Here is a 12,891-nt window from a genome sequence, read left to right on the forward strand (position 1 = left end):
CGGAATTCAGAACGTCCGCACCGACAGTGTGCGCACTCCATCCTCATCCGGAGCGTGACTGCGCAGTCCTACAGCCCCGCACGATGAAGTAAAGGCTATTCGGGTCAACTTGGCCTTTCGTAGGCACTCCGCCTTCCGGCATAAGGACTATGCCTATAACTTAGGATGAAGTGAGCATTTTCTTGAGCTTAGCCGGCCTTGTCACCGGCTTAACTCAGCTGGCCGTCCATTATGCGAATCTCAGGCTTCGGAACGATTCGATGTCGGACATCGTTATGGATCCAGCCATGGCGGGATATTTCGGCGCCGGGCGCCTTCCGCAGGGCAAGACGACCCGACACATCACAGCCTGGGGCTTGGCGATGAATTTTTGGACGTTTTCCATGCAGGCTTCGATGTGCTGCATGCTTTCTTGGATGCGCGCCTGCCAGCAGGGTGCTGCCCTTGCCCATTCCTTTACCGGAAGGCCGCTCCTGCCCCCTCCGCGTCCACCGGCCGCCGTGCTGCCATTTCCCACACGACGCATGGCGCGGGGCGGCGGTTTCGGCGGTCCGGCCGTGGTGATTCCGCTCGGCCGGCGCTGATCGCGCAGCAGATCCGTTCACGCAATTGTGTAGACCCTGTGATTTGCCGACGGCGGGCCGCAGCCCTATGGTTAGTGGCAGGAATGGTCCGTTCGGGAGAGGGTCGATGCTGTTCAAGTTTCCCACCGCGTCGCAGGCACGCGAAGACGAGGTGACGCCGCGGGAGCTGTTCCTGTCGCGCCGCAGCCTGATCGCCGGTGGCGCCGCCGCCATGGCGCTGGGCGGCCTGCCGGTATGGAGCGGCAATGCGCTGGCAGGCCCTTTCCAGGCGGCGACCACGATCAAGCCGGCCGATCCGAAGTTCGATCCGACGACGCCGATGAAGTCGGCCACCACCTACAACAACTTCTATGAGTTCGGCACCGGCAAGAGCGATCCGGCCGAGAATGCCGGCACGCTGAAGACCCGCCCCTGGGAAATCGCCATCGGCGGCGAGGTCGGCAAGCCGATGACCATCGGCATCGAGGATTTGCTGAAGTTCCCGATGGAGGAACGCGTCTACCGCCTGCGCTGCGTCGAAGGCTGGTCGATGGTGATTCCCTGGGTCGGCTTCCCGCTGGCAGAACTGTTGAAGCGGGTGGAGCCGACCGGCAACGCGAAATACGTCGCCTTCCAGACCCTGAACGACCCGAAGCAGATGCCGGGCCTGCGCTCCTGGGTGTTGGACTGGCCCTATACCGAAGGGTTGCGACTGGACGAGGCGATGCATCCCCTGACCATGCTGGCCGTCGGCATGTATGGCGAGGTGCTGCCCAACCAGAACGGCGCCCCGATCCGGCTGGTGGTGCCGTGGAAATACGGCTTCAAGTCGATCAAGTCGATCGTCAAGATCTCGCTGGTGAAGGACCAGCCGGCGACCGCCTGGAACAAGTCGCAGCCGCGTGAGTACGGCTTCTATTCCAACGTCAATCCGGATGTCGACCATCCGCGCTGGAGCCAGGCGACCGAGCGGCGGGTCGGCGACTTCTCGCGCCGCAAGACCCTGCCCTTCAACGGCTATGGCGAAGAGGTCGCGTCGCTCTATGCCGGCATGGACCTGAAGGCGAATTACTGACCATGGTTGCCCCCCTCGCCTCCGCCGGCGGCGTCGATGCGCGCGCCGCCGCGAACGCCGCCCTCACCTCGCGCTGGGCCAAGCCTGTCGTCTTCACCCTCGCCCTGGTCCCGCTGGTCTGGACCGTCTGGCTCGCCTACACCGGCGAACTGGGGGCGGAGCCAGTGCTGGAAAGCGTCAAGGCCAGCGGGCTGTGGGCCTTGCGTTTCCTGCTGATCGCGCTGGCGCTGACACCGCTGCGCATGCTGACGGGGGTGGCCGGGCTGGCGCGGTTCCGGCGGATGCTGGGACTGTTCGCCTTCTTCTATGCGGCCGTCCATTTGTCCACCTACGTCGGGCTGGACCAGTTCTTCGACTGGCCGGCGATCTGGAAGGAGATCGTCAAGCGGCCCTACATCACCGTCGGCATGGGGGCCTTCCTGATCCTGACGGCGCTGGCCGCCACCTCCACCGACGGCATGGTGAAGCGGCTGGGCGGCAAGCGCTGGCGCGCGTTGCACATGGCCGTCTTCGTCGCCGGGCTGGCCGGCTGCCTGCACTTCATCATGCTGGTGAAGGGCTGGCAGACGGCGCCGCTCGTCTATGCGCTGATCTGTATCGGGCTGCTCGCCTTCCGCCGCTGGCCGATCCGGCTCGGGCAGCGGAAGGACGGGCGGCGGAAGGAGGCCCCGGTCAGAACACGGCCCGCAGCAGCCCCACGGTCCGGCGAAGCGCCAGCACCGCACTTTCCGGATGGAAGCTCCCCCGTTCGTCGCAGTTGAAGCCATGGCCAGCCGGATAGACATGCACCGGCACCCACGGATAGCGGGCCTTCACCCCCTCGGCGACCGAAAGCGGGATGGCGTGGTCCTGCTCGCCGAAATGCAGCAGGGTCGGAACCCGCGGCGCGCTGTCCAGCGACTTGCCGATCTCGCCGCCGTAATAGCCGATGGCGGCGCGTACCGGCAGCGCCGCCGCCGACGCCCAGGCGATGCTGCCGCCCCAGCAATAGCCGACGATGGCCGCGGCCCCGTCACCGCCGAGATGGGCCAGCGCCGCAGCGATATCCTGCAAGGCGTCGGCGGTCGCCACCGCCCCCTTGAGCGCGATGCCCCGCTGAATGCCGGCATCGTCATAAGGCAGTTCGACCCCGCGCTCGGCCCGGTCGAACAGGTCGGGCGCCACGGTGGTGAAGCCCTGCTGGGCGAAGCCGTCGCAGACGCTGCGGATGTGATGGTTGATGCCGAAGATTTCCGGAGCCACGATCAGGCGCCCGATCTCCTCGCCCTTGGCCGGTGCGCGATAGGCACGCATCCGGTGGCCGTCCGCCGCCGTCAGTTCGATCCAGCCGGCAGCCGTTGCGTCACTCATGTCCTGACCCCTCTTCCTTGCGGGACCGCTCCCGGATCGTCCGGGCGGTCATTGCGGATGATCATAGGGGGCTGAGACGTCGGGGCAACTGGCGACAGGGCAACGCATGGCCTTCTTCGGCATATCCCCCTTCCCGTCGCCGCGGGGAATCGCTTCGTCACCCTGTGGAGCGCGTCCGCCGGAACGGACCTCAGGCCGCGCGGATGCCGGCCAGGAAGGTCTCGATCTCCCGCCGCAGATCGGCCGCCTGGCGGGTCAGGCCGGTGGAGGCGTCGAGCACCTGCGATGCCGCCTGCCCAGTCTGTGCGGCGGCCTCATGAACCTGGGCGATGTTGCCGCTGACCTCGCCGGTGCCCTGGGCCGCCTGCTGGACGTTGCGGGAAATCTCCGCCGTGGTGGCGCTCTGCTCCTCGATGGCGGCGGCGATTGTCGCAGCGATCTCGTTCATTGCGCCGATGGTTCCACCAATCTCCTCGATGGCGCCGACCGTCCCCCGGGTGGCGTTTTGGACGCTGTCGATCTGGGCTGAGATGTCCTCCGTCGCCTTGGCCGTCTGGTTGGCCAACTGCTTCACTTCGCTGGCGACGACGGCGAAGCCCTTGCCGGCCTCTCCGGCGCGGGCGGCCTCGATGGTGGCGTTCAGCGCCAGCAGGTTGGTCTGGCTCGCGATCGACTGGATCAGCTTCACCACCTCACCGATGCGAGCGACCTCTCCGGCCAGATTGCGGACGGATCCGGTGGTATCCTGCGCCTCCCGCACCGCACGGGCGGCAACGCTGTTGGAGCGGGAGACCTGTTCGCCGATCTCGCGGATCGACGCCGTCATCTCCTCGGTCGCGGAGGCAACCGTCTGCACGTTCACCGAGGTCTGCTCCGCCGCCGCGGTGGAGGCGGAGGCCTGCCGGCTGGTCTCCTCCGCCAGCGCCGCCATCGCCCCGGCGGTGTCGCTCAACTGGGCGGAGGCGCCGGAGACGCTGCCGAGGATGGCCGACACGGTGCGGTCGAAACCCTGCACCATCCGTTCGACCACGGCGGTGCGCTTCTCACGGGCAACGCGCTGGGCCTCCTGATCGGCTTCCAGCCGGACGCGCTCCATGGCGCTTTCCTTCAGCACCTGGATGGCCCGCGCCATGGCGCCGATCTCGTCCGGCTGCTTGGAATAGGCGATGTCGACGCCAAGGTCGCCGTCGGCCAGCCGAACCACGGTGGAGGTCAGCGATCCCAGCCGCCGCGTCACCTGCACCGACAGCATGATCAGCACGATGCCGAAGGTGATGCACACCGCGGCCAGAACCAGGCCGGCCAGGATCAGCTGTGTCCAGGCCTCGGCGATGCTTTCCTCGTTCAGTTGATGGGCAACGGCAAGCGCCCCATCGCGCATCACCAGGACGTTGTTCAGCATCGGCGTCACCCAGGGACGCCAGTCGGCCAGAGCGACCGGCGGCGGCGCGCCCTTCCGCGCCGCATCGATCACGCTTTGGAAGCGCTGCTCGCCCTGCGTCATCATGGTGGAGCGCACATGGTCCAGCGCCTTGGTCAGTTCCGGCGGATTGCCGAGAGTCAGCACCGCCTGCTGCATCATCTGCCACAGGACGGCAACCTTGCCCGCCATCTCCGTGGCGGCCTGCAAGCGGTCCGGCCCGAACGCCATGCCGGCGACGAACAGCCCGACCGACGCGGAGCGGGTGCCGCCGATGTCGCGCATGTCCTGCGCCAGACGCGCCAGATTGACATGCCCGAACAGGTCGGGACTGTTGACGATGGTGGATCGGTAGGTGTCGTCGATCGCCTTGCCGACGCTCCGGTTGGCTGCGGCGATGGCGTCCACGGTGGTTGCCGCGATGGCCGCCGGGCGGGCGGGTTTCGCCTGCTCAGCCGCCTGCCGGGCTGCCATCCGGGCGGCCTTCATCTGGCTGGCGGCGTTCAGGATGGGAGCGGCGGACAGGCCGGCGGCCTCGATCCGCACCCGGGCCTTTTCGATGGCGGCGTCGGTGACCGCGACGGCGTCGTCCAGCGGCTTGGCGGTGGCGGCCTCCAGCGGCTTCTCGCTGTCGAACGCCACCGCCCAGCGCCCACGCTCGCTCGCCAGCAAGGGGCCGATCTGCAAAGTCGCTTCGAAGGCATAGAGCGAGCGTTCGGTCCGGTGGCGCTGCTGCAAGGCACCGACCGCATCCCATGCGAGGACGGCAGCCATGCAGATCGGAAAGGCGGCAATCAGGATATTCGCGCACAGAATTTTCGTACGAATATTCATGCGTATCCCCCAGGGAGGCTTACCGGATTCTGCTGTGTCCGGTAGCCATCGGGAGTCTAAATAAGTTTCGCCGCCCGGTCACTTAGGGGACATCCGTACTCCGGCGTGACCGGTTCCGGGCCTGCACCGCTCGGCGCTTATTTCCCGCAGGAACCCGAATGCGGTACGCAGCATGTACAGTTGTTATGTGCTAAATATATATGATGTTCCCTTGTTAGGGAATATTCATTCATGTAGCGTGACCCGAGCCGTCCAATGCCGGAACCAGCGTCGGCCGCAACGTGCCGAAGGCGGCGAACCAACCCAACCCATTCAAGAAACACCGGGCATCAACCGATGAAATGGCTGAAATCGCTTCTCGTCGCCGGCCTTATGCAGGTCGCCGCCGTCTCCGCCGCACACGCTCAGGCCGACCTTGACCGCATCAAGGCCGACGGCGTGCTGAAGATCGGCACGGAGGGGACCTATGCCCCCTTCACCTACCATGACGCCTCGGGCGCGCTCGTCGGCTTCGATGTGGAGATCGGGCGCGAGATCGCCAAGCGCATCGGCGTGAAGGCCGAGTTCCTGGAAGGCAAGTGGGACGGGCTGATCGCCGGCCTGGACGCCCGCCGCTACGACGCCGTCATCAATCAGGTCGGCATCACCGAGGCGCGCAAGGCCAAGTACGATTTCTCCGACCCCTACATCACCAGCCGCGCCGTCCTGATCGTGAAGGGCGACAACAGCGCGATCAAAGGCTTCGCGGACCTGAAGGGCAAGAAGTCGGCCCAGTCGCTGACCAGCAACTTTGGCAAGCTGGCCGAGGCATCCGGTGCGCAGCTGGTCGGCACCGACGGTTTCGACCAGTCGATCCAGCTGGTCCTGAACGGCCGGGCCGATGCGACGGTCAACGACAGCCTGTCCTTCCTGGATTTCAAGAAGCACAAGCCCGACGCCAACGTGAAGATCGCCGCGACCCAGGACAATGCCGACCAGTCCGGCATCATCGTCCGCAAGGGCGAGGCCAAGCTGGTCTCCGCCATCAACGAGGCGCTGACGGCCATGAAGGCCGACGGCACCTATGGGACGATTTCGCAGAAGTATTTCGGCGCCGACGTTTCCAAGTGACCTTTTCAGTCTAGTTTCCCGTCTTACGTCAACGCCCGCCACAATGCCCCCAGCCCCATCCGGGCCGGGGGCATTGTCGTTCCATCTTCACGAGAGGCACCTTCCCCGTGCTGCACTGGCTTACCCTGATGGCGGACTCGCTTCCGTCGCTGCTGTGGGCGGCGCTGGTCTTCACCGTTCCGCTGACGCTGGCCTCCTTCGCGCTCGGCCTTGTCGTCGGGCTGGTGGCGGCGGTGGTCCGGCTGTTCGGGCCGGCTCCGCTGGCCGCCATCGTCCGTTTCTATGTCTGGATCATCCGCGGCACGCCGCTGCTGGTGCAGCTGTTCCTGATCTTCTACGGCCTGCCCAGCGCCGGCATCGTGCTGGACGCCTTTCCGGCGGCGCTGATCGGCTTCACGCTGAATGTCGGCGCCTACACCTCGGAGATCATCCGTGCCGTCATCGGCTCGGTGCCGAAGGGCCAGTGGGAGGCCGCCTATTCCATCGGCATGAGCTGGTCGCAGGCGATGCGCCGCACCATCCTGCCGCAGGCTGCACGCGTCGCCGTGCCGCCGCTGTCCAACAGCTTCATCTCGCTGGTGAAGGACACCTCGCTCGCCGCCGCCATCACCGTGCCGGAGCTGTTCCAGGCCGCCCAGCGCATCGTCGCCACCAGCTACGAACCGCTGATCCTTTATGTGGAGGCGGCGTTGATCTATCTCGCGCTCAGTTCCGTCCTGTCGGCGTTGCAGGTCCGGCTGGAAAAGCGGCTCAACCAATATGGCGGTTTCCTGGAGGTTAAGTCGTGATCCGGCTGTCGAACATCGAAAAGCGTTTCGGCGACCTCACCGTGCTGAAGGGCGTGTCGGTCACCGTGGCCGAAGGCCGTGTCACCGCCCTGATCGGGCCGTCCGGTGGCGGCAAGAGCACGCTGCTCCGCTGCATCAACCTGCTGGAAATCCCGACCTCCGGCATCGTGCGCATCGGCGAGGAGGAGCTGTCCTTTCAACCCGGCGGCAAGCCCGGATGGAAGGACATCCAGCGGCTGCGCGGCCAGACCGGCATGGTGTTCCAGAACTTCCAGCTTTTCCCCCACCGCACCGCGGTCGAGAATGTGATGGAAGGGCTGGTGACCGTGCAGAAATGGCCGGCGGAGAAGGCACGCGACCGTGCCATGGCCCTGCTGCGCAAGGTCGGCATGGACCACAAGGCCGATGCCTGGCCGGCGACCCTGTCGGGCGGGCAGCAGCAGCGTGTCGCCATCGCCCGCGCGCTTGCTCCGTCGCCCCGCGTCCTGCTGTGCGACGAGCCGACCTCGGCGCTCGATCCCGAGCTGTCGGGCGAGGTGGTGGAGGTCCTCGGCACCTTGGCAGCCGAAGGAACCACCATGGTGATGGCGACCCACGATCTGCGTCTCGCATCGCGCATTGCGCATGAGGTGGTGTTCCTCGACGCCGGGCAGGTGGTGGAATCCGGGCCGTCGCAAACGCTGTTCACCCATCCGACCCGCGAACGCACCCAGCGCTTCATCGCCACCCTGACCCAGCAGGGACAGCAGGGGGAAGGCGTTTAAGGGGCGTCAGCGGGGCTTATGGAGGAACCGGCGGCAAGCAGCGTTCGACAGAGGAAAACTGCCTCGCCGGCCTCCACCGGATCGTCTTTCCAAGCATCCATACAGATATCCGTTATTCAAGGCACATAATTTCCTAGAGAAATGACGGCACCCCACCGTCAGCGGAGGCACCACATACTGAATGAAGACGGCTTTATGCGTACTATAACCAAAGATAATTTGTCTTTGGTCGCAGGATTATAACGGATTTTACCACTTATTCGTCGAATCCATGAAAAATGCCTCACTATTGCCCCAGCCGACTTGACCATCTTGGCGCCGCATCAAAACCGCTAAGGATACGGACCAATGGCCACGACCTCCGGGAACTCGACCATCACGGTGAGCGCGAAGGGCACCCTCGACGCGCATTTCAACCTGCTGGTCGACGGCAAGAAGATCGGTGAGGGCACCACGGATGCCACGGCCAAGGATTTCGTCTTCAAGACGGACATCGTCGAGGGCCAGGGCCACAAGGTGCAGGTCCAGTACGACAATGATGGCATCTTTCACGGGACCGACCGCAACCTGATCGTCAACGAGATCACGATCAACGGCAAGTCGGTCCTGCCGACCTCCGATCATGTTACCTATGACAAGGGGGCCCTGGACGGCCACGATGTCGCCGACGGTCAGGCCGGCATGTGGTGGAACGGCACGCTGGTCGTCGATGCCGACAAGAGCTATTTCCCCACCTCCAGCGTGACGCCCCCGACCATCCCGCCGGTCAGCGAAGTGCCGTCACCCGAACCGACGCCGTCCACGCCGGCACCGACCGTCCCGAAGCCGACCGATCCGGGATTCTATGTCGCCACCAACGGCAACGACAGCTGGTCGGGCAAGCTGGCCGCCCCGAACGCCGATGGCACAGACGGCCCCTTCGCCTCGCTGCAAAAGGCGCAAGCCGCCATGCGCGCCGACCCCAACATCGACACCACCTACATTCGCGGCGGCGACTATCACCAGAACGGGATGTGGCTGGACGGCCAGGATTCCGGCGTGACCTTCACCAGCTACGGCAGCGAGAAGGCGGTGATCCACGGCGGCTCCAACGCCAGCGTGTCCTTCGGCCTCGGCGGCGCCAAGAACGTCACCATCGAAGGCCTGACCTTCGCCGATGGCGTGGTGGGCGGCCACTATGTCTTCGCCGACAATGCGTCCGGCCTGACCTTCGCCAACAATGCGGTCAAGGGTGGCGGCTACGGCATCACGGTGCAGAACAGCGCTGACAGCAAGGTCATCGGCAACCAGTTCGACAGCACCGGTGCGGAGGCCATCTTCGTCAAGGCCGGCTCCAACGCCACGGTCGTCTCCGACAACCACATCACGCATCCCAACGCCGCCGACCGCGGCGATGCCGGCATCTGGATCAACGGCAGCTCCGACGTGCAGGTCACGCACAATCTCGTCGAGGATTCGCCGGAGAAGGCCATCGCCGTCGGTTCGGTCCAGACGGACGGCAGCGATGCCACCCATCGTGTCACCATCGCCAACAACAAGGTGGTCGACGCCAATCTGGAGTCCAACGACGGCGGCGGCATCTACCTGATCAACCGCCAGCAGGATCTGTCCGACCACACCGTGGTCAACAACGAGGTGACAGGCACCACCGCGACCAACCCGTCGGGCGATGTCGCCAGTTGGGGCATCTATCTGGACGACTGGACCAGCGGCGCCACGGTGAAGGGCAACATCGTCCACGGCAACATCGGCGGTGTGTTCCTGCATGGCGGTTGGGACAACAAGGTCACCGAAAACGTGATCGCCGACAACAGCGGCGCCCAGATCGGCCTTCAGCAGCCGGTGGCCTGGAGCGGCTGGCAGGGCCATCAGATGAGCGGCAACGACATCTCCGGCAACGTCGTCGATGTCCGTGACGGTACGGCCGTCCATATCTACGGCCCGGCCAACGTCGGCAACATCCACAACAACTTCTACAGCAACCTCGACGCCTCCAAGGACATGTTCGACGTCTGGCCGCAGGTGATGTCGGGCGGCGGCAAGGGCGATCTGGCTGAATGGAAGGCCGCCGGCTACGACAACGGCTCGGTGCAGTTGGACCCCAGCTTCGTCAATCCGGGCGCACACGATTTCAGCCTGGCATCGGACTCCGCGGTCTACGGGCTGGGCTTCGACCATATCCCCACCCATGACATCGGGCTGCTGGGCTGATCGCAGCCGGTCGCGTCCGAGCATAACGATCCGATCAAGCGCGGTCCTTCGGGGCCGCGCTTTTTTCTTGCCGCATTAACGGCTGACACCGGGCAAGCAATCTGCCGAACTGGCGGGCACGCTCTTGAATGAGTCGCAAGAGACATCCATCTACCATCCACACGGATGGTTTATGGATGGAAAAGCGATGGCCGAGACGGAACAGAGCGTGAAACCGAAAACCGGCGATAGCGAGAAGATCACGATCAATCTCGGCTATGTCGACCTCGGCCACATCGATCTACTGGTCGAGGAAGGGTTCTACTCCAACCGTACAGACTTCATCCGCACCGCCATCCGCAATCAGGTCGACCGGCACGCCGACGTCGTCCGGCAGACGGTGGCACGCAAAAGCGTCGATCTCGGCCTGCGCCACTTCACCCGGGCGGATCTCGAAGCGGCTCAGGCAGCGGGACAGATGCTGGATATCCGTGTCCTCGGCCTCGCCACCATCGCCCAGGACGTGACTCCCGAGCTGGCCCGTTCCGCCATCGCTTCGCTGAGCGTGCTGGGCGCGCTGCATGCGCCGACCGCGGTCAAGGCGGCCCTCGCCGACCGCATCCGCTGAAAGTCTTTCGACGCGGGCCACCGCCTGCGCCCGATGCGAACCAGGAAAGTATGGACATGCGCCACACCACCCCACCCGGCATGCTTCCCGGCATGGCCGAAGCCGCCCGCCTGACCCGGGCCGGCAAGCTCGGCGAGGCGACGACCCTTCTCCAGCGCTTGCTGCGGGGGGAAGGCAAGGGCGAGCCGGCACCGGACACGACCGCCCCTGGGGCCACCCTGGAGGGGGAGTTCGTAAGGCTCGACCCGACGCCGTCGGCAAAGAATGCCGGCCCAAAGCCCGCCGGCGACAGTGGGGGGCAGAAGAGGTCCGGAACCAAGCCACGCACCGGACTGGGCGAGACCCTGCGCGGCCTCGCGGCACGCTTCACCCCGACCGGTCTTCACGGCGGCGCCCCGCGTCCGGCACCCGACCCACTGCCGGACGGAGCGTCCTTCGCAACGCTTTCGTACAGCGGGCCGGCCGGGACACGGGCCTACAAGCTCTATGTGCCAGCTGCGGCAGGCGACGGACCGCGCCCGCTGGTGGTGATGCTGCACGGTTGCACCCAGTCGCCCGACGATTTCGCCGCCGGAACCCGGATGAACGCCTTTGCCGAGCGGCACGGCATCCTCGTCGCCTACCCCGAACAGCCGGCTTCCGCCAACGCACAGCGCTGCTGGAACTGGTTCAAGCCGGAAGACCAGCGGCGCGACCAGGGCGAACCGTCACTGCTTGCCGGCATCACGCGACAGATCATGCGTGACCATCGGGTCGATCCGGAGCGGGTCTACATCGCCGGGCTATCGGCCGGCGGTGCCGCAGCAGCGAACATGGCGGCGGCCTATCCGGATCTCTACGCCGCGGTCGGCGTGCATTCCGGCCTGCCAGCCGGCGCCGCGCAGGATCTGCCATCCGCCCTCGCCGCGATGCGCCAGGGTGGCAACCGAAGCCCGCGGGCGGGGATTCGGGGCAACCGCATGGTGCCCACCATCGTCTTCCACGGCGACCGCGATCATGTCGTCCACCCCAGCAACGGCGACGGCGTTATCGCGCAGGTCACCGCCACCAGTTCCAACCTGCGGTCGGAGGTGCAGCAGGGTCGAAGCCCGGGCGGCCATGCCTACAGCCGCAACATCCTCCGCGATCCCGATGAGCGGACCCAGTGCGAGCACTGGACGATCCATGGCGCCGGTCACGCCTGGGCCGGCGGCAGCCCATCCGGCTCCTACACCGACCCGCAAGGTCCGGACGCGTCGGCGGAAATGCTGCGCTTCTTCCTCGACCATCGGCTGGAGACCTCCCCGCGCTGAACGGGGCCGCGACCGAAAGACCCGCCGACGCGACAGGGCTTGGCGAGCGGACTCAGCCCCGGTCCTTCACCGCGCCGATCAGGAACTCCTTGTTCCCTTCCGGCCCGGTGATCGGACTTTCCGTGATGTCCAGCACCCGCCAGCCCGGCAGCGCATCCAGCCAACCACGGATGCGGTCGCAAACCTCCTGGTGCAGCTCCGGTTCGCGGACGACGCCGCCCTTGCCGACACGCCCCTTGCCGACCTCGAACTGCGGCTTGATCAGCGCGACCAGCCGCCCGCCCGGCACCACCAGATCGAGCGCAGCCGGCAGCACGATCTCCAGCCCGATGAAGCTGGCGTCGCACACCACGAGGTCGATGGGGTCGGGGATTTCGGTAGCGGTCAGGTGGCGGGCGTTGGTCTTTTCCAGAACCGCGACGCGCGGGTCGGTGCGCAGCTTCCAGGCCAACTGGCCATGGCCGACATCGACGGCATAGACCTTGGCGGCCCCACGGGTCAGCAGCACATCGGTGAAGCCGCCGGTGGAGGCACCGACATCGACCGCGGTCAGGCCGGTGGGATCGATCACGAAGACATCCAGCCCTTTGACCAGCTTCAACCCACCGCGCGACACCCAGGGATGGTCCTGACCCTTGACCGCCAGCGGGGCCTCCGCCGCGATCTGGTCGCCAGCCTTGTCGATGCGCCTGGTGTCGGAATAGACCAAACCGGCCAGGATCAGCGCCTGCGCCTTGGCACGGCTCTCCGCCAGCCCTCGCTCCACCAGCGCCACATCAACCCTCACCCGTGCCATGCCGCCGCCCTTCGCAATCCCGCAACGGCGCATTCCTGACGCGGAACGGCCGGAAGGGCAAGCCCCGCTTCCTGGGAGCAA

Annotated in this window: 12 protein-coding genes; 9 read left to right on the plus strand and 3 right to left on the minus strand. The window is 65.9% G+C overall.

Going from position 1 to position 12,891, the window contains the following annotated elements; translation table 11 throughout:
• Nucleotides 1–260: 260 nt before the first annotated feature.
• The 3 genes from CRT60_RS36220 to CRT60_RS18195 all read left to right on the plus strand — a co-directional run bounded on the left by CRT60_RS36220 (nucleotide 261) and on the right by CRT60_RS18195 (nucleotide 2,399).
• Nucleotides 261–584, plus strand: coding sequence for a hypothetical protein (locus CRT60_RS36220; RefSeq protein ID WP_161958090.1), 324 nt, complete (start codon nucleotides 261–263; stop codon nucleotides 582–584).
• 106 nt (nucleotides 585–690) lie between these two features.
• Nucleotides 691–1,638 (plus strand): protein-methionine-sulfoxide reductase catalytic subunit MsrP, encoded by a 948-nt coding sequence (gene msrP, locus CRT60_RS18190; protein ID WP_098737978.1) that lies wholly within the window; start codon nucleotides 691–693, stop codon nucleotides 1,636–1,638.
• Nucleotides 1,639–1,640: 2 nt separating this feature from the next.
• On the plus strand, nucleotides 1,641–2,399 hold the full coding sequence (locus CRT60_RS18195; RefSeq protein WP_098737979.1) for a protein-methionine-sulfoxide reductase heme-binding subunit MsrQ: 759 nt from the start codon (nucleotides 1,641–1,643) through the stop codon (nucleotides 2,397–2,399).
• On the opposite strand, the gene CRT60_RS18200 is transcribed toward CRT60_RS18195, so the two are convergent.
• Together CRT60_RS18200 and CRT60_RS18205 are read right to left on the minus strand one after the other, a co-directional pair.
• The gene (locus CRT60_RS18200; protein ID WP_098737980.1) at nucleotides 2,311–2,988 is read right to left on the minus strand and encodes a dienelactone hydrolase family protein; all 678 of its coding nucleotides are present in this window, start codon (nucleotides 2,986–2,988) and stop codon (nucleotides 2,311–2,313) included. The two genes, CRT60_RS18195 and CRT60_RS18200, sit on opposite strands and share 89 nt — an antisense overlap.
• A 190-nt stretch (nucleotides 2,989–3,178) precedes the next feature.
• Complete coding sequence (locus tag CRT60_RS18205; RefSeq protein ID WP_244592592.1) at nucleotides 3,179–5,182, minus strand: methyl-accepting chemotaxis protein; 2,004 nt, start codon at nucleotides 5,180–5,182, stop codon at nucleotides 3,179–3,181.
• Between the two features lie 396 nt (nucleotides 5,183–5,578).
• Between CRT60_RS18205 and CRT60_RS18210 the strand changes: the two genes are divergently transcribed.
• The 6 genes from CRT60_RS18210 to CRT60_RS18235 all read left to right on the plus strand — a co-directional run bounded on the left by CRT60_RS18210 (nucleotide 5,579) and on the right by CRT60_RS18235 (nucleotide 12,014).
• A complete protein-coding gene (locus CRT60_RS18210; RefSeq protein ID WP_098737982.1) occupies nucleotides 5,579–6,352 on the plus strand; it encodes an amino acid ABC transporter substrate-binding protein in 774 nt (257 codons plus the stop codon).
• 107 nt (nucleotides 6,353–6,459) lie between these two features.
• Nucleotides 6,460–7,140: an ABC transporter permease subunit gene (locus CRT60_RS18215; protein WP_098737983.1), complete on the plus strand. Its 681-nt coding sequence runs from the start codon at nucleotides 6,460–6,462 to the stop codon at nucleotides 7,138–7,140.
• Nucleotides 7,137–7,904: an amino acid ABC transporter ATP-binding protein gene (locus tag CRT60_RS18220; RefSeq protein WP_098737984.1), complete on the plus strand. Its 768-nt coding sequence runs from the start codon at nucleotides 7,137–7,139 to the stop codon at nucleotides 7,902–7,904. The genes CRT60_RS18215 and CRT60_RS18220 overlap by 4 nt, the downstream gene beginning before the upstream one ends.
• A gap of 348 nt (nucleotides 7,905–8,252) precedes the next feature.
• Nucleotides 8,253–10,115: a right-handed parallel beta-helix repeat-containing protein gene (locus CRT60_RS18225; RefSeq protein ID WP_098737985.1), complete on the plus strand. Its 1,863-nt coding sequence runs from the start codon at nucleotides 8,253–8,255 to the stop codon at nucleotides 10,113–10,115.
• 187 nt (nucleotides 10,116–10,302) lie between these two features.
• Entirely contained in the window at nucleotides 10,303–10,722 is a 420-nt protein-coding gene (locus tag CRT60_RS18230) for a CopG family transcriptional regulator (protein ID WP_098737986.1), read from the plus strand.
• 56 nt (nucleotides 10,723–10,778) lie between these two features.
• Nucleotides 10,779–12,014 (plus strand): extracellular catalytic domain type 1 short-chain-length polyhydroxyalkanoate depolymerase, encoded by a 1,236-nt coding sequence (locus CRT60_RS18235; protein ID WP_098738712.1) that lies wholly within the window; start codon nucleotides 10,779–10,781, stop codon nucleotides 12,012–12,014.
• 52 nt (nucleotides 12,015–12,066) lie between these two features.
• Here CRT60_RS18235 and CRT60_RS18240 read toward each other — a convergent pair whose 3' ends face one another.
• The gene (locus tag CRT60_RS18240) at nucleotides 12,067–12,810 is read right to left on the minus strand and encodes a TlyA family RNA methyltransferase (RefSeq protein WP_098738713.1); all 744 of its coding nucleotides are present in this window, start codon (nucleotides 12,808–12,810) and stop codon (nucleotides 12,067–12,069) included.
• Nucleotides 12,811–12,891: the final 81 nt, after the last annotated feature.

The sequence above is a fragment of the Azospirillum palustre genome, from assembly GCF_002573965.1.
In the GTDB taxonomy this organism is placed as follows: domain Bacteria; phylum Pseudomonadota; class Alphaproteobacteria; order Azospirillales; family Azospirillaceae; genus Azospirillum; species Azospirillum palustre.

Coding starts and splice junctions, on each gene's coding strand:
- CRT60_RS36220 (WP_161958090.1), top strand. CDS start 261: ATGTCGGACATCGTTATGGATCCAGCCATGGCGGGATATTTCGGCGCC.
- msrP (WP_098737978.1), top strand. CDS start 691: ATGCTGTTCAAGTTTCCCACCGCGTCGCAGGCACGCGAAGACGAGGTG.
- CRT60_RS18195 (WP_098737979.1), top strand. CDS start 1,641: ATGGTTGCCCCCCTCGCCTCCGCCGGCGGCGTCGATGCGCGCGCCGCC.
- CRT60_RS18200 (WP_098737980.1), bottom strand. CDS start 2,988: ATGAGTGACGCAACGGCTGCCGGCTGGATCGAACTGACGGCGGCGGAC.
- CRT60_RS18205 (WP_244592592.1), bottom strand. CDS start 5,182: ATGGCTGCCGTCCTCGCATGGGATGCGGTCGGTGCCTTGCAGCAGCGC.
- CRT60_RS18210 (WP_098737982.1), top strand. CDS start 5,579: ATGAAATGGCTGAAATCGCTTCTCGTCGCCGGCCTTATGCAGGTCGCC.
- CRT60_RS18225 (WP_098737985.1), top strand. CDS start 8,253: ATGGCCACGACCTCCGGGAACTCGACCATCACGGTGAGCGCGAAGGGC.
- CRT60_RS18230 (WP_098737986.1), top strand. CDS start 10,303: ATGGCCGAGACGGAACAGAGCGTGAAACCGAAAACCGGCGATAGCGAG.
- CRT60_RS18235 (WP_098738712.1), top strand. CDS start 10,779: ATGCGCCACACCACCCCACCCGGCATGCTTCCCGGCATGGCCGAAGCC.
- CRT60_RS18240 (WP_098738713.1), bottom strand. CDS start 12,810: ATGGCACGGGTGAGGGTTGATGTGGCGCTGGTGGAGCGAGGGCTGGCG.